17 protein-coding genes are annotated in these 21,771 nt (G+C 54.9%); all 17 read left to right on the plus strand.

Going from position 1 to position 21,771, the window contains the following annotated elements; all coding sequences use genetic code 11:
• Nucleotides 1-57 precede the first annotated feature (57 nt).
• The 17 genes from GJJ30_RS22395 to GJJ30_RS22475 all read left to right on the plus strand — a co-directional run bounded on the left by GJJ30_RS22395 (nucleotide 58) and on the right by GJJ30_RS22475 (nucleotide 21,668).
• Nucleotides 58-3,246: a SusC/RagA family TonB-linked outer membrane protein gene (locus GJJ30_RS22395; RefSeq protein ID WP_154177431.1), complete on the plus strand. Its 3,189-nt coding sequence runs from the start codon at nucleotides 58-60 to the stop codon at nucleotides 3,244-3,246.
• A 13-nt stretch (nucleotides 3,247-3,259) separates the two neighbouring features.
• A complete protein-coding gene (locus GJJ30_RS22400) occupies nucleotides 3,260-4,732 on the plus strand; it encodes a RagB/SusD family nutrient uptake outer membrane protein (RefSeq protein ID WP_154177432.1) in 1,473 nt (490 codons plus the stop codon).
• Between the two features lie 162 nt (nucleotides 4,733-4,894).
• Nucleotides 4,895-5,806 (plus strand): dihydrodipicolinate synthase family protein, encoded by a 912-nt coding sequence (locus GJJ30_RS22405; protein ID WP_154177433.1) that lies wholly within the window; start codon nucleotides 4,895-4,897, stop codon nucleotides 5,804-5,806.
• A gap of 88 nt (nucleotides 5,807-5,894) precedes the next feature.
• On the plus strand, nucleotides 5,895-7,661 hold the full coding sequence (locus tag GJJ30_RS22410) for a sialidase family protein (protein ID WP_154177434.1): 1,767 nt from the start codon (nucleotides 5,895-5,897) through the stop codon (nucleotides 7,659-7,661).
• Nucleotides 7,662-7,689: 28 nt separating this feature from the next.
• Nucleotides 7,690-8,844: a sialidase family protein gene (locus GJJ30_RS22415; RefSeq protein WP_154177435.1), complete on the plus strand. Its 1,155-nt coding sequence runs from the start codon at nucleotides 7,690-7,692 to the stop codon at nucleotides 8,842-8,844.
• A 195-nt stretch (nucleotides 8,845-9,039) separates the two neighbouring features.
• Complete coding sequence (locus GJJ30_RS32405) at nucleotides 9,040-10,761, plus strand: exo-alpha-sialidase (protein ID WP_310588363.1); 1,722 nt, start codon at nucleotides 9,040-9,042, stop codon at nucleotides 10,759-10,761.
• A gap of 115 nt (nucleotides 10,762-10,876) precedes the next feature.
• On the plus strand, nucleotides 10,877-11,980 hold the full coding sequence (locus tag GJJ30_RS22425; RefSeq protein WP_154177436.1) for a sialidase family protein: 1,104 nt from the start codon (nucleotides 10,877-10,879) through the stop codon (nucleotides 11,978-11,980).
• A gap of 12 nt (nucleotides 11,981-11,992) precedes the next feature.
• Nucleotides 11,993-12,775, plus strand: a complete 783-nt coding sequence (locus tag GJJ30_RS22430) for an SGNH/GDSL hydrolase family protein (protein WP_154177437.1) — start codon at nucleotides 11,993-11,995, stop codon at nucleotides 12,773-12,775.
• A complete protein-coding gene (locus tag GJJ30_RS22435; protein WP_154177438.1) occupies nucleotides 12,759-13,700 on the plus strand; it encodes a succinylglutamate desuccinylase/aspartoacylase family protein in 942 nt (313 codons plus the stop codon). The genes GJJ30_RS22430 and GJJ30_RS22435 overlap by 17 nt, the downstream gene beginning before the upstream one ends.
• Entirely contained in the window at nucleotides 13,690-14,505 is an 816-nt protein-coding gene (locus GJJ30_RS22440) for an SDR family NAD(P)-dependent oxidoreductase (RefSeq protein WP_154177439.1), read from the plus strand. The genes GJJ30_RS22435 and GJJ30_RS22440 overlap by 11 nt, the downstream gene beginning before the upstream one ends.
• Nucleotides 14,502-15,587 (plus strand): pyridoxal-phosphate dependent enzyme, encoded by a 1,086-nt coding sequence (locus GJJ30_RS22445; RefSeq protein ID WP_170299255.1) that lies wholly within the window; start codon nucleotides 14,502-14,504, stop codon nucleotides 15,585-15,587. The genes GJJ30_RS22440 and GJJ30_RS22445 overlap by 4 nt, the downstream gene beginning before the upstream one ends.
• Nucleotides 15,588-15,697: 110 nt before the next feature.
• A complete protein-coding gene (locus tag GJJ30_RS22450; protein ID WP_154177441.1) occupies nucleotides 15,698-16,960 on the plus strand; it encodes an MFS transporter in 1,263 nt (420 codons plus the stop codon).
• On the plus strand, nucleotides 16,957-17,601 hold the full coding sequence (locus GJJ30_RS22455) for an RraA family protein (RefSeq protein ID WP_154177442.1): 645 nt from the start codon (nucleotides 16,957-16,959) through the stop codon (nucleotides 17,599-17,601). The genes GJJ30_RS22450 and GJJ30_RS22455 overlap by 4 nt, the downstream gene beginning before the upstream one ends.
• Complete coding sequence (locus GJJ30_RS22460) at nucleotides 17,598-17,981, plus strand: RidA family protein (protein WP_154177443.1); 384 nt, start codon at nucleotides 17,598-17,600, stop codon at nucleotides 17,979-17,981. Before GJJ30_RS22455 ends, GJJ30_RS22460 begins: the two co-directional genes overlap by 4 nt.
• 9 nt (nucleotides 17,982-17,990) lie before the next feature.
• Nucleotides 17,991-19,457 (plus strand): M81 family metallopeptidase, encoded by a 1,467-nt coding sequence (locus GJJ30_RS22465; protein WP_154177444.1) that lies wholly within the window; start codon nucleotides 17,991-17,993, stop codon nucleotides 19,455-19,457.
• Nucleotides 19,458-19,762: 305 nt separating this feature from the next.
• Complete coding sequence (locus tag GJJ30_RS22470) at nucleotides 19,763-20,593, plus strand: SMP-30/gluconolactonase/LRE family protein (RefSeq protein ID WP_154177445.1); 831 nt, start codon at nucleotides 19,763-19,765, stop codon at nucleotides 20,591-20,593.
• A gap of 46 nt (nucleotides 20,594-20,639) precedes the next feature.
• Nucleotides 20,640-21,668 (plus strand): hypothetical protein, encoded by a 1,029-nt coding sequence (locus GJJ30_RS22475; RefSeq protein WP_154177446.1) that lies wholly within the window; start codon nucleotides 20,640-20,642, stop codon nucleotides 21,666-21,668.
• The last annotated feature ends 103 nt before the right edge of the window (nucleotides 21,669-21,771 follow it).

Raw genomic sequence — 21,771 nt, forward strand, 5'->3', positions numbered from 1 at the left:
TTCTCCCTTTAAGCCAGCACCCACTATATCATTCTATGATTCTAACTATCTACTTCCATGAAGACACTGCCAGGAGACTTTTGTAAGTTCATCGTTCTTTGTTGCTGGCTGATCCTGGGTCATCTCGCCGTTGCTCAGGCCCAATCGGTCAAAGGAATCGTCACTTCGGGGGCCGACAACTCGCCCCTGCCGTTTGTTACCGTGGTGGTGAAAGGCACGCAAACCGGAGTCACGACGGATGCCGCCGGAAAGTTCACCATCAATGCCCCCGCCGACAAAACACTGGTTTTTAGTTACATCGGCTACATCACCAAAGAAGTTACGCCCGGCAACCAGACCGAACTCAGCGTCGTGCTGGAACCGGATCAGAAAACCTTGAACGAGGTCGTCGTGGTGGGTTACGGCTCGCAATCCCGCGAAACCGTAACGACTTCGATTTCCAAGCTGGACAACAAGGTGCTGGAAAACATTCCCTACGCCAATGCCGCTTCCGCGCTGCAGGGAACCTTACCGGGCGTTCGGGTGCAGACCACCACCGGCCAGCCGGGTGCCGCTCCCCGCGTGATCATTCGCGGAGGAACGTCCATCAACAACCCGGACGGTTCTTCTCCCTTATATATTATAGACGGCGTCATCCGGTCCGACATGAACGACATCAATGCCGATGACATCGAAACGCTGCAAGTGCTGAAAGATGCTTCCTCCACGTCGATTTACGGGGCGCGGGGCGCCAACGGTGTGGTGATTATCACGACGAAAAAGGGCAAAGCCGGGAAAATGCAGATCACGTTTCGGCAGAACACCACGTTTTCGCAGCTGGCGAAGAAATACAACATGATGTCGGCGCGGGATTACGTGTATTTTGGGCGGTTGGGCGTGTTGAACTCGGCTAAAAAGATTCCGGAACGCATGAGCGTGCTGAGCATTGCCAACAGCTTCGGAACCGGTAACGACCTCACCAACCGTACGTATTCAACGGTGCAATACCTCACTCCCCAGAACCAGTACAAACTCAGCGAAGGCTGGGAAAGCATTGCCGACCCCGCCGATCCGACCAAAACCCTCATTTTCAAAAATACCGACTGGCAGGATGTGCTCTTTCAAACCGGTATTTCCCAGAACTATTACCTGGGCGCAATGGGCGGCACCGAAAAAGGCAGCTACAACCTGGGTGTAGGCTACCTGAAATCACAGGGCATCGCCATCAACACGGATTTCCGGCGGTTTACGTTCGATCTGAGCGGTGATTTGAAGATTCGCGAGAAGCTGAAAGTGAACGCCTTTACTAATTTTACCAATTCGGGGAACAACCAGGTTTTCAACGATAACCAGATTTTTCAGCGCGCGCTGGCCCTGCCACCGACGGCCAAACTGTATTTCGAAGACGGCACGATGTCGCCCGGTTTTAACCGCTCGATCGGGAATCCCTTGTACCAGTTAAGCCGGTATACGACGGACAATCATTTGTACCGGCTGACGCTCGGGGGCGGCTTGACCTGGAACATCCTGCCGGGGCTGACGTTCGAGCCTTCGACCTCGCTCTACGTCATCGAAACCAACAACAATTCCTTCCAGAAATCGTACCTCAACGGCCCCCTGGCGTTCATCGATTCGCGGGTGGCCACCGGCATGCGCCAGACGCACTGGCAGCAGCAGGTCGACGCCATTCTGTCGTACAACAAAAGCATCAACCAGCACGGCCTGGATTTCATGCTGGGGGCTTCCTATTTTGACCGGAAAATATCGGCGTTGTCGGCGACGGGTCAGGGCGCTTCGACGGACATTATTCCGACGCTGAACGCTTCGGCCACGGCGGTTGCCGTCAGCAGTTCGATTACGCGACAGCGGATCATCAGCTTCTTCGGACGTGCCAACTACAATTTTGCGCAGAAATACCTGCTGTCGCTGAACGCCCGTTACGACGGCGCTTCCAACCTCGGTTTGAATAACAAATGGGGATTGTTCCCCGGAGCTTCCGTGGGCTGGAATATCCACAACGAATCGTTCTGGAAAGGCCTGGGCCTGACCGGCGTGGTGAACATCCTGAAGCTGCGATCAAGCTACGGCGTGAACGGAAACCTGGGCCAACTCGGTGATTTTCAGGCACAGGGCAATTACAATGTCGGCGCGCGCTACGACGGCACGGCGGCCATTCAGAACACCGTTATTCCCAACTCGAACCTCAAATGGGAGCAGACGCAGACCTACGACGTCGGTCTGGACATCGGGCTGTTCAACGGACGCGTCAACCTGCTCGTCGATTATTTCAACAAACGAACGGACAACCTGCTGACCAACCTCGAATTGCCGCTGGAAACCGGTTTTCAATCCATTCTGACCAACTACGGCAGCCTCCAGAACCGGGGTTTTGAGGTCGAAATTTCGGGTACGATCATCCGCACGGAGTCTGGTTTTAACTGGAATGCCGGTTTTAACATCGCCACCAACCAGCAGAAAATCCTGAAACTTCCGGCCAACGGCAACGAGCGAAACCGGGTCGGCGGGGTGCTGGTGTACGATCCCGAAACCGGTAAAAACGAGTGGCGCGGTGGTTTGCAGGAGGGAGGGCGCATCGGCGATTATTACGCCTACAAGCAGATCGGCATTTTTGCCACCGACGAAGAAGCGGCTGCCGCACCCATTGACAACATCGTTCCGCTGGCCAGCAAGGTGAAATTCGGGGGTGATGTGAACTGGCTGGATGTCGATGGGAATAAGCAGATCAATTCGTACGACCGCGTGTATCTGGGCAATCCGTACCCGACCGTCACCGGCGGTTTTACAACGGCTTTCGCCTACAAGAATTTTACGCTGAACGCCCGGGCCGATTTCACGCTGGGCCACACGATTTACAACTACACGCGGGCCCTGTACAACGGTCAGTTTGTGGGCGAAAACAACGCGTCCAACGACATTCTGCGCTCGTGGCAAAAACCGGGTGACCAGACCGACATTGCCCGCTATTACTACGCCGACCAGCAGGTCCAGAGTAACCTTTTCCGGCAAAATTCGCTGTATTTTGAAAAAGGCGATTTCCTCGCTATTCGGGAAATTACGCTCGGGTACGGTTTTCCCAGCGCCCTGACGTCGAAGCTCGGTTTGAGCAACCTGCGCCTGAATGTGACCGCCAACAACCTGAAATATTTTACGAAATATTCCGGTCTGAACCCCGAAGAAGGCGGGCAGGACAACGGACGCTACCCGGTTCCGCGCAATTTCATCGTAGGTCTGAATGTGTCATTTTAATCAAGGAACGATCATGAAAAACAACCTCATTGCCTTGTTATTCATCTCTTTGTTGTGTTCCTGTGACAAAGAACTGGATGTAAAACCGGATAGCCAGATCACGGCGACCTCGTTCTGGACCACGCAGGAAGACGTGACCGGTGCCCGCAGCGGCATGTACGCCCGTTTTCGCTCCTTCACGGATTTCAACCTTTATTACCTCGGGGAGTCGCGCAGCGAAATCATGGGAACCGGTATTCTAAACGCCGATTTCCGGATTCCGTATTTCCAGAACCGCCTGAACAAAATTACCGCGCCCGGCCCCGACTGGGGCAGCATCTACACGGTGATTCACGACATCAACCTAATCCTGAAATACGCACCGGGCATCGCGTTTACGTCGGAAAGCAACAAAAACAACATTCTGGCCGAAGCCTACACGATGCGGGCCTTCCTGTATTTCGTGCTGGTGCGGACCTGGGGTGGAACCCCGCTGCTGCTCGACCCGACGGAGTCGTTCGACCCCGCTACGATTTACAAACCGCGGGCCAGCGAGGACGAAATGTTTAAGCTGATCACGGACGATCTGGCCAAAGCCCTGGAGCTTTTCCCGGTCAACACCTATCCCACCAAACGGGGCGCATGGTCGAAACCGGCGGCCAACGCCCTGAAGGGCGACGTCTATTTGTGGATTGCCAAGCGTAGAAACGGTGGCGAAAGCGCGTTGAATACCGCGCTGGCGGCTTTGCAGGAAGTTCAGAAAACCGACGTGGCCCTGCTGCCGAATTTTGCGGACGTGTTCAGTTATACGAACAAAGGAAACAAGGAAATTGTGTTTGCGGTGCGGTACCAGGACCTGGAGGCCGTCAACAATTACAGCGGGGACATGTACATCCGCGACAGCGATCTGCCGCCGGGCGTGGATGCCGAAACGTTGAAGAAAATCGGACTCGGCGGGGGCATGAACTGGTGGGCGCCCTCGGAAACGATGCGGAAACAATTCACGGCCGACGACAAACGCAAGGACAAATCATTCGTGGAGATTTACGGCAAAAACGCGCAGGGGAACCCGACTTTTTACACCTCGATCATGACCAAGTTCAGCGGTTTTATCGACGCCAACGGCCGCCGGTTTCTCGACGACATCATCATTTACCGCTACGCCGACATTCTGCTGATGATTGCCGAAGCCAAGAACGCGCTCGGTCAGGACCCCTCGGCCGAAATCAACCTGGTGCGGCAGCGGGCGTACGGCGATCAGTTTGAAAAACACAAGTTCGTGTCGACGTCGAAAACCGCTAATGACGACGAAATTCTCAGGGAACGCCTGTTCGAGCTGGCGTTTGAGGGCAAACGCTGGTGGGATCTGGTCCGCTTCAACAAAGCCTTCGACCTGGTTCCGTCGCTTGCCGACCGCAAAGGCCAGACCAACCTGCTGCTCTTCCCGCTGTCCGAAACCGTCATGAGCCGCAACTCCAAACTCATCCAGAATCCGGGCTATGAATAGCGGTTTACAGGTTTCAGTATTCAGTTTTTAAAAGGTGATGCCCAATTTGAAGTTCATTATTCATTGTTAATTGTTCATTTTTTGAGCGCCAGCTACCGAATACGGAAAACCATAAACCTAAAAACCAAAAACTTAAACTATAAAAACAAGTACACAAACACCATGAATCATTCCCCAATCGGTGGCCTGTGGCCGGCCCTGTTCACACCAGTCGATCAAAACGGTAACCCTGATTTACACCAACTTGAGAAAATTGTCGAGCTATGCAGTAAGCAAAAACTGGACGGTCTGTATATTTTAGGCTCCACCGGGCAGGGATTTCTGTTCTCGGAAAAACAACGGATGACCATTACCCAAACCGTGATGGAAACCGTCAACGGCGCCATGCCGGTGATCGCTCAGGTGGGTGCGCTGAACACGAACGAGTCGATCCGGCTGGCGCAGTCGGCGCAGGAAATGGGCGTTTACGGCATCTCGACCGTCGGCCCGATTTACTACCAGTCCGGCGTCCGGAACGCCCTGGCGCATTACTCCGCGATCGGGTCGTCCATCGACATTCCATTTTTTCCGTATCACATTGGGAACCACAGTGTTTTCGGAGGTGACGCGCGGCAGTACATCGAGCAGATTCTCAGTTTGCCCAACATTGCGGGCATGAAACTCACGACGCAGAACCTGTACGAAATCAGCCTGATTCACATTCTGTCGCAGGATAAAATGGTGCTTTTCAGCGGGGCCGACGAGCTGTTCTGTCAGGCTACTTTGTGCGGAACCGTGGGCGCGATCGGGAGCTTTTTCAACCTCTGGGGCGAGGAGTGCAAGTTCGTGCGCGAAGAGTTTATCAAAGGCAATTTTGAGTTGGGCAACCGGTTTATGCTCACGTTCCAGGAAATTATCTTCGACGTGTTGCCCAACATCTGGTCGTTCTTCCATCAGGCCATGCTGCTCAAGCACGACATCAACATCGGCGCGCCCAACCCGCCCCTGGGTCTCGGCAATTCGCCCTGGAAAGAGAAAGACATCGTGGACATCTGCGACCGGATTTCTGCCGTGAGCGGGCTGGTCAACAATTAAAAGTCGGCCTTGAAACCGGATCGGACAAAAAACCGGTCCGGTTTCAATCTTCAGCGATTTTTCACGAAAACCGTACACCAGCAGTAAAATGACGATTCGATTCCTACACAAACACCTGACCGCAACGTTCCGGAAGTCCCGATTCGTCGGCATCCCGGTGCATTGCCTCGGTGTTTTCTGGGGAATCGAAAGTTATGCGCAGAGCCCGGATGAGTCATCGTTCGGAATGCGGCTGCGCGGGATTCCGCAACGGGCGTCCGCGTTGTACGAACCGACCCGCGTAACTTCCGCTCCCACGAATGAAGCCACGCTCATCCGCAGGAAAAACGGCGGATTAACGGTTTTTTACGTCAATCGGCCCGGCGAAGCTGACAAGCTTCTGTCGATTTCGTCACCGGATGGCTTGAAATGGTCCGAACCGGTGAAGGAGCTCGACCTGCCGGGGCAGGCGTATTATGCCAACCGCCTGCTGGAAGATCGGAATGGCGGGTTACACTGCATTTTTCATCTGTGGAGTACGGGCGAAAACGGCTACCGGGGCAGGCATCTGGATGTCTGGTATTGCCGGAAAACCGCTGCGGAAAAAATGTGGAGTTCGCCCCGAAAAATTTACGACGGCTACGTGGGCTCGATGCGGAGTTTTATTCAGTTGACCACCGGCGAATTGCTGATTTCATTTGCCCGAGCGGTGCCGCAACGGCTGGAAAAACCCGCTGACGGTCAGAAAGATTACGGCTGGAACGACATTCGGGTAATGGTTTCGGACGACAACGGGCAGAACTGGAAACCGTCAGCGGATCAACTGCGGGTTGAAATCGACGGACACATGCCGGTTCGTTACGGCGGGATTGAACCCGACGTGCTTGAGCTGGCCGATGGCCGGTTGTGGATGCTGATTCGCACGAATAAAGGCCGATTGTACGAGTCGTTTTCGACGGATCGCGGCAAAAGCTGGCAACCGGCTCAGCCCTCCCGCTTTATTTCTTCGGATTCGCCCGCGGAGCTGCTCCGGCTTTCGGATAACCGTATCGTGCTGTTTTACAACGCCAACCAGCGTTGGGACAATCCCCGCAGCTATGCCGCCGGAGGTCGCGAGGTGCTGCACGCAGCCATCAGCCGGAATGAAGGAAAAACCTGGAAAGGATTTCGGGAAGTGTTGACCACCCCATCGGCCAAACAAAAAGCCACCAACGACCGGGGCACGGCGTATGCGTCGGCAGCGGAAACCGCCACCGGAAAAGTGGCCTTCGTGGCCGGGCAGGGGGAAGCCAGATCGATCGTACTATTTGATCCCGACTGGCTCGAACAATCCGAAGCTCGGGACGATTTTTCCGCCGGGCTGGTGCAATGGACACTGTACGACGCCGACAGCCTGATCCGCTTATCGTCGGACCCAAAAACCGCTCGGAAAGCCTTGCTGGTGACCGCGGGCAGCGGAAAAACGAATGCCGAGGCCGTCTGGAATTTCCCGGCTACCGGGCGGGGAACGCTGAAAACCGAGTTGGAAATATCGCCCGATTTGCCCGCGATTTCGCTGGTGCTGACCGATCATTTTTCGGTTTCGACGGACGCGCAGGCCGCTGAACACAGCGTAGTTGGGTTTTCGTTTAAACCCGCCGACTTCCCGGAAAAACCGTCGAAAAACCGCTCGACGGTTTTAGAAATTAAGTGGGATTCGGAGAAAAATAAAGCCGTTTTGTACGTAAACGACCGAATGGCGGCCCAGTCCGATTTCCGTCGTCGACCCGAGTTTGGGTTTAATTACCTGCGGATTGGCCTGGCGAAGCTTGCTGCTCCACCAGCCGCAGTGATGATTCGTTCCGTAGCGGTTTCCGGTAATAAAAGCAATCATTAGCTGACTCTAAACCCTTAACACTTTTTGTATGAACGTCTTGAAAACAATAAAACCGGTCGTCGTTCTGCTTCTCGCTGGGCTGGCCCTAACGGGTAGCGTACCGGTTTTGGCACAAACCGCCGGGCTGGACAAATCCGGCGGGAAAACGACGACTTCGGGCTCCTGGATTGCCGACAAGGTGCAGGAAATTCCGGGACTGAAAATGGGGCCGTTCGTTCGGCTGGCCGACGGCGGAATTCTGACGGTTTTGAAAACCAAAAGCCTGATTAGCAAGGACGAAGGTAAAACCTGGACGGAATACCCGATTTTCAACGATCCCGAAAAGTTTGAAATCAGTGAGGAACGGGCGTTGATTCGCACCAAAAAAGGGGCGATTATTCTGGCCTGCATGAACCTGAAAGAACGTGCCAACTGGAACTGGCAGAAGGAAATTTCCGACTCGCCGGACGCCAAATTGCCGACCTACACCGTGCGCAGTCTCGACGGCGGCAAAACCTGGCAGGATGCCCAGAAACTCCACGACGAGTGGACCGGCGCCATCCGCGACATGATCGAAACCAAAGACGGCAGCATCGTTTTTACGTCCATGATGATGCAGCACAATCCGGGTCGGCATTCGGTTTTGACCTATTCGTCCAAAAACGAGGGCAAAAGCTGGACGCGCAGCACGATCATCGATCTGGGCGGAACCGGTCACCACGGCGGAGTGACGGAAGCGACCGTCGAGCAGTTGAAGGATGGCCGTCTGTGGCTGCTGCTTCGCACCAACTGGGGCAGCTTCTGGGAGGCTTATTCCAAAGACGACGGCGTTACCTGGAGCGGGTTTAACCCGACGAAAATCAGCGCCAGCTCGGCGCCCGGTTTACTCAAACGCCTGAAAGACGGCAAGTTGGTGCTGGTCTGGAACCGCCGTTTTCCGGAAGGAAAAGTAGACTATAAACTCAGTGGGGGCGATAACCAATGGTCGGAAGTTCCGGCCAGCAATCACCGCGACGAGCTGTCGATCGCCTTTTCGAGCGACGAGGGCAAGACCTGGAGCAAACCGGTCGTTTTCGCCGAGCGCGGCACCCAGCCCCGCCTGTCGTATCCGTACCTATTTGAAGAAAAGCCGGGCCTGCTCTGGATCACCGTCATGCAGGGCGAACTGCGCGTCAAACTGGAAGAAAAGGACTTTTTGCGGTAAGCTAATGTTCAGTTAAACGATCAAAAAATGGTTACGATTTGCTATCGCCCCCAACCCCCTGAAGGGGGCTTTTCTCGAACAATTAAAGCCCCCTTTAGGGGGTTGGGGGCAGTTTTCATAGTTTTCGCTTTTCTCCTCAGCTTCCCGGTTTTTTCCGAAAAACCGGGGTCGACGGACAAAGATAATCTCACGATTGTGGCGTTTGGAAACTCCATTACGGCCACCCGAAAAACCGTCAATCAGGTGTTTGCGCAGCGACTGCCGCAGTTGCTGGCGCAGAAAGGCTTGAGTGCCACAGTCATCAACGCGGGGATTCCGGGGAGCCATACCGGTCGCCAGACGGACCATAATCTGTTTAAAATCAGACACGCGCTCGACCGGTTTGAGATGGACGTGCTGGCCCATCACCCCGATCTGGTCATTATCGGTTTCGGGATTAACGATGCGCACATCGACAGCGGGGGCGCTACGGGTCCGTCGCGCATTCCGCTGGAGAAATACCAGCAAAATCTGGCGTTTATCATCGAATCGCTGCAGAAACAGGGCAGCAAAATTATCCTGACGGTTCCGAATCCGCTCGGCAAAAAGTACCCGGATTACCAGAATGAGCGCTTGCAGTCGTACCTGGAAACCGTCCGGAATTATGCCCAGAAATACCAAACCGGTCTGGTCGATAACAACAAAGCTTTTCGGGATTACCAGACGCAGACCGGAGTAAGTTTTGACTCGCTCATGCTCGACGGAGTTCACCCGAACGACAAGGGCCACGAACTCATTGCCGCGAACATGGCGGAGGAAATTTTGCGGATTACCGGAAACACGCCAACGAGCCTTTCGGCGCAGAAAAAGCTGGTGTTACAATTGAATCCGGGTCCCGGCAACCCGCGCAACAGCGAAGGCGATTTTGTTACACTGAAAGACGGGCGGATTTTGTTCATCTATTCGCGGTTTCTCGGAACGTCTTCGAGCGATTTTGCCGCAGCTACGCTGGTGGGGCGGTTTTCCAGCGATGGCGGCAAAACCTGGACGCCGGAAGATACGCCGATTGTGAAAAACGAAGGCAACATGAACGTGATGTCGGTGTCGCTGCTGCGGCTGCAAAACGGAAACATTGCGTTGTTCTACGCCCGCAAAAATTCCATTGACGATTGCATTCCGATGATGCGGATTTCGACCGACGAAGCCAAAACCTGGAGCGATGCGGTTCCCTGCATTACCGACCGCAAAGGCTATTTTGTGCTGAACAACAACCGCGTTATCCAACTGAAAACCGGTCGGCTGGTGATACCGGTCGCCCTGCACGAAACACCACCCGGTGCCGGTTTCAACGGAAGGGGCCGGTTGTTTACCTATTATTCCGACGACAACGGCCAGAACTGGAACGTGAGTCAGGAAGTTGCCAATCCGGATGCCGTCATTCATCAGGAACCGGGACTTATTTCGCTGAAAGACAAGCGGTTGATGATGATTATACGGACCGATGCCGGGGTGCAGTACGCTTCGTATTCGACGGATCAGGGACAAACCTGGAGTCCGGCCCAGCCAACCGCCATCGTGTCGCCGGTTTCGCCCGCAACCATCGCCCGCATTCCATCCACCGGCGATCTGCTGATGGTCTGGAATAACAACGACAACAAGGACGGCAACCCGATTAAAGGCCGACGAACCCCTTTGAACATTGCCGTGTCGAAAGACGAAGGCCAAACCTGGCAGCACGTCAAAAATCTCGAAGCCGACCCCGACGGCTGGTATTGTTACACGGCCATTCATTTCGTGGGCAAAAAAGACGTTTTATTGAGTTATTGCGCCGGAAACCGCCCCAAAGGCACCGGTTTGTCAGTCACCAACGTAACGCGCCTGAGCCTGGATTGGATTTACAATAAAAATCGACGATTGACGATAGACCATCGACGATAGTCTATCGGCGATTGGCCATCGTCAATCGTCCATCGTCAATGGTCTATCGTCCATCGTCAATGGTCAATGCTCTATCGTCAATCGTCAACCGTCCATACACAACTTCCTGACCACCATGACCAAACTTATTTTTTGTACGCTTCTTTTGTTGACTTTCGGAACGGTTTGGGCGCAGACCGACCCGGTTTCCAGCGTTGCTTTGCAACTGAACCCCCGCGACAACAACCCGCGCAACAGCGAAGGCGATTTTATTACGCTGAAAGACGGGCGAATTCTGTTTGTGTACAGCCACTACACCGGGGCCAGTACGAGCGACCACGCCCCGGCGTATCTGGCGGGACGGTTTTCGAGCGACGGCGGCAAAACCTGGACCGATCAGGATCAGCTCATTGTGGCCAAAGAGGGCGATATGAACGTGATGTCGGTATCGTTGCTGCGGCTGCAAAACGGCAAAATTGCGCTCTTTTACCTGAAAAAGAACTCCGAGCAGGACTGCATTCCGATGATGCGGATTTCGACCGACGAAGCCAAAACCTGGAGCGCGCCCACCCCTTGTATTACGGATAAAGCCGGTTATTTTGTGTTGAACAACAACCGGGTCATCCAGTTGAAAAACGGGCGGCTGCTGATGGCCGTGGCGCAGCATCAATCGCTGGGCGGCAAATGGCAGAACAAGGCCACGCTCTACAGCTATTATTCCGACGACAGCGGCACGACCTGGAAATCCGGTGAAGCGGTTCCCAATACCACCGAAATCATCACGCAGGAACCGGGCGTCGTGGAGCTGAAAAACGGCACGATCATGATGTTTATCCGGTCGAGCGGGGGCGCGCAACAGCTTTCCTATTCGAAAGACAAGGGGCAAACCTGGAGCCACATCGAGCCGAGTTCGCTGAAATCGCCCCTTTCTCCGGCCTCTATCGCCCGGATTCCGTCGACCGGCGATCTGCTCGTGGTCTGGAACAACAATGACGGCAGCAACCCGGAAATCAAGGACATGCGAACGCCGTTGACGGTGGCGATTTCGAAAGACGACGGCAAAACCTGGCAGCACATCCGCAACATCGAGACGGACCCGCAGGGCTGGTACTGTTACATCGCGATTCATTTCGTTAAAAAAGACGTGCTGCTGAGCTACTGCGCCGGAAACCGCATTCAAAAAAGCCACCTGTCCATTACCCGAATCAACCGGTTGAATCTGGCGAAGTTGTACCAATAAACCGGGTTTGCCATGAAAAACGATTCCGCGCTTTCCCGCCGAACATTCATCAAAACTGCTGGTATCGGAGCGGTTTTCCCGACGGTTTTGACACCGGTTTTTCCCCAACTGCCGACGGCGCTGGACGTTCCGGATCTGGAGAAAATCAAGGCGCTGCTGGCGACGAAAGACCCGAACATCTGGCTTTTCACCGGCGACAGCATCACCCACGGTGCCAAGCACACGCACGGGTCGCGGAGTTATCCGGAGATTTTCGCCGAACGACTGCGCTGGGAATTGAAGCGGGTACGCGATCTGGTGATCAATACCGGCATCAGCGGCAACGCAACCCGCAACATTCTGAGTGATTTCGACTGGCGCATCAGCCAGTTCAAACCGGCGGTGGTTTCGCTGATGATTGGTACCAACGATTGCGCGCGGAAAGAAATAACGACGGCGGTTTTTGAACAAAACCTGACCGATATTGTGCTGAAAATCCGGGCGTTGGGTGCGGTTCCGATTCTGCATACGCCCAATCCGATCATTCTTGAAAAAGCGCCGGAACGCAGCACGCTGCCGGATTATGTTCCCGTGATCCGAAACGTGTCGAATGCGCAGGCCGTGATTCTGGTCGATAATTACCAGCATTGGCAGGCCACCACCGACACCAACGTCAATCGCGAGTGGCTGAACGATCCGCTGCATCCGGGGGCGCGCGGGCACCAGGAAATTGCCCGCTTGCTGTTCAGAACATTGTCCATTTTTGATGCGCAGGAACCCACTTGCGGTGGGCCTTATTATGAAGGAGAACACTGAAAACCGCTTCTATAAACGCCTGACGGGAGCGTTGCCGGGACCGCACGTGCTGCTCACTGCGGGGGTTCACGGCGATGAGTACGAACCGATGCTGGCGGCCTGTGCGCTGATGGACGAGCTGGCCGGAAAACTGGCGGCTGGCCGGGTCACGATTGTGCCGATTGTCAACGAAAATGCGTACGAGCGGACAAACCGCTGCGGGGACGATGGCCTTGATCTGGCCCGAATTTGTCCGGGAAACCCTGACGGTTCAGTCTCGGAGAAAACCGCCGACTGGATCAGCGCGCTCATTCGGGAGGCTGATTATTACGTCGATATGCACACCGGCGGACTGGCGTACGACATCTTTCCGCTGGCAGGTTATATGCTGCATCCGTCGCCGGACGTGCTTGAAAAGCAGCAGCAAATGGCGATCTCCTATAATTTGCCCATCGTCTGGGGAACCGATTTCCGACCGAATGGCCGAACGCTTTCGGTGGCCCGCGACGCCAACATTCCGGCCATTTACCTGGAATACGGCGGAGGAACCGGCCTGCGCGAGCCGGTCGTAACTGCCTACAAAGCCGGTTTTCTGAATATGCTGAAACACCTGAATTTACTCGATGAAGCCGCTGAGACGCAGCCGATTTCCGAGCGGTTTTGGGTGGAAGATCATCGGCCGGACAGCGGCTATCTGCAGGCCAAAATGCCGTCGCCCGCCGACGGTGTTTTTCAGGCCGTCATCAAACCGGGTGAACGGGTTCGTGCCGGGCAGCTTTGGGGACGAATCATCGACCCGGTTTCGGGAACGCAGACGGACGTTCGCGCGGAAGCCGATGGCCTGGCCTTTCTGCTGCGAACGGTCGTAAAAGTTAAAACGGGTGACGCGCTGGGCGGTATTTTGCCCATCGACAAACCCGGTAAACGGATCATTCATGGAGACTAAAAACGTGGTCATTATCACCGGCGCTGCGGGCGGAATCGGGCGAGCAACGGCCGTGAAATTTGCCGAAGCGAACGTCCAGCTGGTGCTTTCCGATATTGCCGAAGAACCGCTGCAGGCGCTGGCTGTCGAGTTGAAAAACCGCTACGACGCTGACTGTCTGCCCATTCCCGGTGATTTGGCCCAAACTTCTTACCTGGAACAACTGGTTACGCAGACGATACAACGGTTTGGCCGGATCGATGCGCTGGTGAACAATGCGGCCTGGCGAACGCTGGAAACGCTGCGAACAATAAACATTGAAACCTGGGAAAAAACGCTGCGGGTTTGCCTGACGGCCCCGGTTTTTCTGACGAAAGCCGTCGCACAGGAAATGGAAAACCGGGGTGCCGGGGGCGTCGTGATTAATGTGACCAGCGTCATGGCGGCCCGGCCTTCGGGTTGCGGCCCGGCCTACATTGCGGCCAAAGGTGCGCTGGAAAGCCTGACGGCGGAGCTGGCAATTACGTACGGGCGAAGCGGGATTCGGGTCGTTGGCATCGCGCCGGGTTACATCGATACCGAACTGAGCAACGATTACACTGACCCCGATGGCGAAAACATCAGCACCAGATTGACGGCGGAACTCACGGATTACATCCCAAGCGGTCGGGGCGGCAATCCCCGCGAAGTGGCCGAAGCGATTTTCTGGCTGTGTTCCCCGCAGGCGTCCTACATCAGCGGCACGACCCTCACCATCGACGGCGGTTTGAAGCCCAATTTCAATTCGTATTCCACCAAGCATTTGCAATTTCCCAACGAATTTTGAACACGATCTGGAAATACCCGCATCAGTTGCCGGAGGTAGCGCCCCAACACCGCGTGTTGCTGGGCGAAGGCCAGACCCCGCTCGTCAGCTCGCGCTCGATTGGGGCTTCACTGGGAATTGATAAGCTATATTTTAAGCTGGAAAACCTGAATCCCAGCGGTTCGTACAAAGACCGATTTGCGGCCGTGCTGGTCAGTGAAATGACCGCCAGGGGCCAGAAACTCTGCATTGCCACCTCGAGCGGAAACACCGGAGCCGCGCTGTCGGCGTATTGCGCAGCTGCCGGCATCACCTGCATTCTGGTCGTGGTGGACGGTGCGCCGATGCCGAAAATCCGGCAGATGCAGTTGTACGGCGCCCATATTTTCATGGTGCGCGGTTTCGGGAAAGACCCTGCGATCACGACGGCGGTTTTTGACGCACTCGAAAATCTGTGCCGTTCCCTGGATATTCCGCTGCCGATCAGCGCCTACCGCTATTGCCCCTCAGCCATGCAGGGTGTTCAGACTATTTCGTCCGAAATTCTGGAAACGCTGGCGGGGCAGGTCGATCACCTTTTTTCACCGGCGGGCGGTGGTGGCCTCACGCTGGCGATTACCAAAGGCATTCTGGCCGAAAAAGCGGCCACCCGACTCACGAAAGTCAACTGCGTCCAGCCCGAAGGCAACGACACCATTGCGAGTTCCCGGCGAATGAACGTGAAAGCGAAAGCGGTTTCGGCCTCGACCACCGCCGTCAGCGGTTTGCAGGTTCCGGGCGTGCTGGATGGCGATCAGGTGATTGAAACCGGGCGAAAAACGGGCGGGAATGGCTATATTGTTACCGATGAACGGGTATTTGCGTGGCAAAAAGCGCTGGCGCAGCAGGAAGGCATTTTCAGCGAACCCGCCGGAGCTGTGGCGCTGGCCGGACTGGAAGAAGCCGTTCGCCGAAACGAAGTGGCCCCACATGAAACGGTGGTTTGTCTGGTGACGGGCAGCGGTTTTAAGGATATGGCTTCGGTGGAACGGAACTTTGGCCTGCCGCCGGTGGAAACCGTTGACGTCGGCCAGACCCTTGCGCTGATCAAGCCGTTTTTGTAGTCGTTTTACCCCTAAATCCCCTGAAGGGGACTTGGACTCGGCTAATCCGGATTTGAAAGTCCCCTTCAGGGGATTTAGGGGTATTTTCAACCTTTTAAACGATACCGTCAATGACTGTTTCAAAACCTTCGTTCTATCCGTGGCTGGTGGTGGGCATGCTCTGCATCGTCGGTTGTTTGAATTACCTCGACCGGATGATGATCACGACCATGCGCAGTTCCATTCTGGCCGAAATCCCGATGACCGACGGCCAGTTCGGGCTGCTGACATCGGTTTTTTTGTGGGTATATGGCTTATTGAGTCCGCTGGCGGGTTACCTGGCCGATCGTTTCAACCGCAGTCGGGTCATTGTCGGCAGCTTGTTTGTCTGGTCGATTGTCACCTGGTGTACCGCGCAGGCGACAACCTTTGAAGAATTGCTGCTGACGCGGGCGCTGATGGGCATCAGCGAAGCCTGTTACATTCCGGCCGCGCTGGCGCTGATTGTTGATTACCACCGGGGCGCGACCCGCTCGCTGGCGACGGGCGTGCACATGGGCGGGATCATGATTGGGCAAAGTCTGGGGTTTGTGGGTGGGTGGCTGGCCGAAAGCCGGAGCTGGAACTACGCATTCGGTGTGTTTGGTCTGGTGGGCATTGGTTACGCCATTCTGCTGGCTCTCGCGCTGCGCGATCCCGTGGCCGAATCCGGTCCGGTAGGTGTAAAACCGGAATCCAAAATCAGTTTCAAAGCCGCTGTCGCCGATTTGTTCAGCCGAAAAGCGTACGTCACGGCCCTGACACTCTGGGGATTGGGCGGCATTGTGAGCTGGCTGGTTGTTGGCTGGTTGCCGACCTATTACAAGGAACATTTCAATTTGTCGCAAACTGTCGCGGGGCTTTACGCTACCGGTTATTTCCACACGGCTTCGCTGGTGGGCGTGTTAACGGGCGGTTTTCTGGCCGACCGCTGGAGTCGTACCAATCCGCGCGGGCGCATTCTGGTGCCATTCATCGGGCTGGTCATTGCAGCCCCGGGCATTTTCATCGCGAGCAGCACCAGCGTTCTCTCCATCGCAATCGTCTGTTTCATGCTTTACGCCTTCACGCGCACGTTCCTCGACGCGAACATGATGCCGATTCTGTGCCTGATTGCCGACGAACGGTACCGCGCCACGGGCTACGGCATTCTAAACCTGGTGGCCTGCCTGATCGGTGGCGTGGGGCTGTACGCGGGCGGTATTTTGCGCGATGCCAACATCGACCTCAGCCGGATTTTCCAGTTTGCGGCCGTGACCATGCTCATTTCGGCGGCTTTGCTATACACCATCAAACCAAAGCCCGAAAACATTCCCGAGAGTCCCGAAATCCAGAATAAACCCGTTTTAAAATGAATTTTGATGAATTGAAAGAAAAGTTATACGTGGCCGTGTTGTCGGACGTCCTCGATCAATTGGGCTACACCCACCAGGCCACCCGCATCCCGTTTCACGCGTATACCGGTATTCCCAAACTACTTGGACGCTGCAAAACGACCCTTTGGGCGGACATGTTCGACCGCGATAAAAACCCCTACGAACTGGAATTGCAGGCCGTCGATTCCTGCCAGCCGGGCGATGTGCTGATTTGTGCCGCGGGCGACTCCCGTCGTTCGGGAATCTGGGGCGAGTTGCTGTCGACGGCGGCCCGCAACAGCGGTTGTGTGGGCGTGATCGTTCACGGCGGTGTGCGCGACATTGATAAAATGCGGGCGATGGAGTTTCCGGTTTTTGCCACTTCCCGAAATCCGTACGACAGCCAGAACCGCCAGCGGGTAATTGATCTGGATGTCACGGTGGAAATCGACGGCGTTCAATTTCGACCGGGCGATCTGGTCATGGCCGATGAGGATGGGATTGTCGTAGTTCCGAAGGAAATTGAAAATCAGGCGATTGCGGCTGCCCTTGAAAAGGTGGATGCCGAAAACACCACGCGCGATGCGATTAAGAATGGCATGAAAGCCTGGGAAGCGTACCAAAAATTTGGCGTATTATGAGCAAGAAAGAAGTAGTCAGCGGGGCGAATATCCCGAAAAGTCACCTGCCGTTTTCACCCGGTATTGTGTCCGGTGATCACCTGTTTGTGTCGGGACAGGCGTCGGTGGATGACACTGGCCAGATTGTCGTCGACACCTTTGAGGGCGAATGTCGGCGGTCGTTTGAGAACCTGAAGCGGATTGTGGAAGCCGCCGGAGCCAGCCTCGACGATGCCGTTCAGGTGCGGAATTACGTCGGCAAACAGGAATACCTGGCCGAATTCAACGCCATTTACCGGGACTATTTCAACGCGCCGTATCCGGCCCGCACCACACTCATCGGTTGCCTCGGCGACCTGCTGAAGTTCGAAGTCGATGCGGTTTTTTACGTCGGAAAGTAAGTTTCAATCATGCGAAAACGAGTCGCCCTGCTGGGGATTTACCACGAAACCAACACGTTTATTGAAACGCCCACCACATTGGACGATTTCAAAAAGGGCTATTGGCTGGCTGGTGACGCCATCCGAACCGAGTACGAGGGTGCGCACCACGAAATCAGTGGCGTCATCGAAGTGATTGACAGCCAGCCTGATCTGGAACTGATACCGGTTTTTTACGTGTCGGCGACCCCGGGCGGAATGATTCAGCAGGCAGCCTACGAATCCATACTGGCCGAACTCATGACGGCTATCGATGCGGTTTTGCCCCTGGACGGCTGTATTGTCGTACCGCACGGGGCCGGTGTGGCGGATTCGTATCCTGATCTGGACGGGCATTGGCTGGTTTTGTTACGCGAAAAGCTGGGCAACGAAATCCCGATCACCGGTACGCTGGACCCGCACGCCAACGTCAGCCCGGCGATGGTGTCGGCTACGGACGCACTGGTGGCGTATGCCACCAACCCGCATGTCGATCAGCGGCTTACGGGTCGGATAGCCGCCGAACTGATGGTGGAAGCACTGCGCGGAAATTGTAAACCGGTGCAGCATCTGGTGCAACTGCCGATAGCGATCAGTATCGAACAGCAATACACCTCGCAGGAGCCTTGCCGGAGCCTGTACGATTTCGTAAACCGGACAAAAGAGCAAAACCGCCTGCGGTCGGCGAGCGTGCTGCTCGGTTTTCCGTACGCCGATGTGCCGGAAATGGGCTCGTCTTTTATTCTCGTCGGAGATGAAAAGCAGAACCCGGATGTTCGTCCGCAGTTGCAGAAAATCGGACAGACATTATCCGACTATATCCTCAACCGAAAGGAAGATTTTAACGGCAAAAAAACCGGTATTGCTGAGGTTTTCTCTTCGCTGGAAACCTTACCCAAACCGATCCTGATGCTGGATATGGGCGATAACGTCGGAGGAGGGGCACCCGGAAACAGTACGCATTTACTTGACTATCTGGAAGATAAAAAGACGTCACCGGTTTTTATTTGCCTTTACGATCCGCAGGCGGTTTTGGAAGCGGGAAGGTACAACCCTGGCGAATCGTTTCGATTGGCGATGGGCGAAAACGGTCGGGAATTCGAAGCGGACGTGATTCTTGAGCAATTGTCGGACGGGAAGTTTACCGAAACGACCCCCAAACACGGCGGTTTTGTGAATTACGATATGGGCGAAACGGCGATCGTGAAAACCGCCAAAGGCAACACCGTCATGCTGACGACCCGCCGAACACCGCCGTACAGCCTTCGGCAACTGACGGCATTCGGACTCAAACCCGAGTCGTTCGCGGTGATTATCGCCAAGGGCGTCAATGCGCCGATTGCCGCCTACGCCCCGGTTTGCCCGTCAATCGTGCAGGTCGATACGCCCGGCGTCACTCAGGCGGACATGACCCTGTTTGCATACAAAAACCGCCGGGAGCCGATGTTTCCTTTTTAAACTTCGTTATTCAATATTCGATATTGAATTGATTGTCAAAGGTTTAAACAATGTGAGCTATGAAATTTTCAGATTGATATCCAGCTAATTAAGTGCCAGCGGCACGACATGTTTGTAGCTAAAAAGCGACCCGATTCCTCCCGCGTGCCTTTAGGTACGCAATCAGCTTGGGTGGTAGCGTACCTAAAGGCACGCGCAGTAGCTTAAGAAGTTATTTTGCTACAAACATTCAACCGCTACGCGGCCAATCATCTCAAAGCTCACGTTAAATAGCGATTGCTGAATAGCGAACAACGAAGTTGAAAATGCACCATATCGTCGAAAAGCTTCTTGATCTGTCCTTTTACACCGAGGGTCCGGTGGTGGATCGGGAGGAGAATTTTTACTTTTCCACTTTAACGGGCGGGGAAATTGTGCGGGTGGATACCGATGGGGCGTATTCCGTTTGGGCTAAAACCGCCTGCCCGAATGGACAGGTTATTCTGCCGGATGGAACGCATTGGGTGTGTGATCCCAAGCAAGCTGCCGTCAGCCGGTTTGATGCAACGGGTGAATATCAAGGAGCTGTTATTCAGTGCGTTTGCGCTGGTGCAATCGTGCAATCGCCAAATGATCTGATCATTGATTCGCAGCGAAATCTGTATTTCACGGACTCGATTCGGACGGATGGAAAAGTCTTTTTTGTCGGTTCCGACGGCCTGGAGCGGATCGTCGCCGACAGCATCGATTACGCGAACGGTCTGGTGTTGTCCAGTGACGAGCGGTTTTTGTACGTGGCCGAAAGTTTTAAAAACCGGGTGCTGGTGATCGAACTGGCTGAACCCGGTATTCCGAAAACGAAGCCGAATGTCTTTGCGGATTTACCGGTTCACCGTTCCGGCAATCCGATCGGCAACTTGCCGGACGGACTAGCCATCGACCGCGCCGGAAATGTTTGGGTGGCGCATTATGGGATGCAGGCGATTCAGGTGCTCTCGGCCGGGGGCGACTGGCGGTTTTCCATTGATACCTCGCTGCCCCTGACGAGCAATCTGTGTTTTCTGGAAGACAATCCCGAGCGTCAAACCTTGCTGGTGACCGGCGGCTACGGCGAGCCGGGGCCGGGCGGGGTGGTTCAGGTGACGGTTTTCCCTTAATGACTGTAAGATGATCAACCGGTTTTTTCGATTAGGTTTTCTCGTTATGATGACTGCTTTTAAAACCGTCGCGCAGTCGGCGGTCGAATGGTCTGAACTGCCCGAACTGCCGGGCGGAAAAGGTTGGGCGGGGATGTACGCGGGCGTAAGCCATGACGCGCTGATTTGCCTGGGCGGGGCTAATTTCCCCGAAAAATACCCCTGGGAAGGCGGAAAAAAGAAATGGTACGACGATATCTACGTACTCGTCGAAGGCAAAAACTGGCTGAAAACGGACGAAAAACTGCCTATTCCGGCAGGTTACGGCGCGACGGTTTCGTACCAGAATACGGTTATTTTGATTGGCGGAAGCAACGAAAACGGCCATTTAAACCGGGTGATCGGTTTTGAATGGGATGGGAAAAAGTTGTTTCAATCCAGCTTCCCCGATCTGCCGATTCCACTGGCGAATATGGCCGGAACGCTGGTTGGCGACGTCATTGTCATCGCTGGAGGTATCAGTACACCGACCGAAACTCCCTTGAAAAAATGCTACGCGCTGGATTTGAAAAACCGGTCGCAGGGCTGGGCCGAAATAGATCCGTGGCCGGGCCCGGAACGCCAGCTTCCGGTATGTACGGTTTATCAGGGCCAGTTCTATTTGTTCGGGGGCGAAACCGTAGGTGTCAATTCCAAAGGGGTTAATTTTCGATCTATCCTGCTGGATTCCTACCGGTTACGTCTCACCCGGAACGCTGGCAAATGGACCGGTTTTTGGGAGAAGCTGGCCCCCATGCCCCGGGGTATGTCGGCTGGCGGGACGATTTTACCCGTATTAAAAAACGACCGTTTCCTGTTCTGGGGTGGCGTCGACGGGGTTACGGCCATGTACAAAATGCAGGCAACCCATCCCGGAATCATTCAAAGTCTGCTCTATTATTTCCCCGAAACCGATAGCTGGGAGTTCATCGGCCAGCAAACGAAAATTCCGGCGCGGGTCACCTTGCCAACGGTTTTCTGGAACAACCATTGGGTTTACGTCAGCGGAGAAATCAAACCGGGCATCCGGACGCCTTCGGTGGTGAGTGTGAAGTAGTGGACTGGTTTGTGGTGTCGTGAGGAGCAGACTATTGACCATTGACCATAGTCCATTGACGAATGACCATAGTCTGTGGAGTATAACCTTAAATGCTTTACGA

Origin of the sequence: Larkinella terrae (assembly GCF_009668025.1) — a bacterium.
Taxonomy (GTDB): domain Bacteria; phylum Bacteroidota; class Bacteroidia; order Cytophagales; family Spirosomataceae; genus Larkinella; species Larkinella terrae.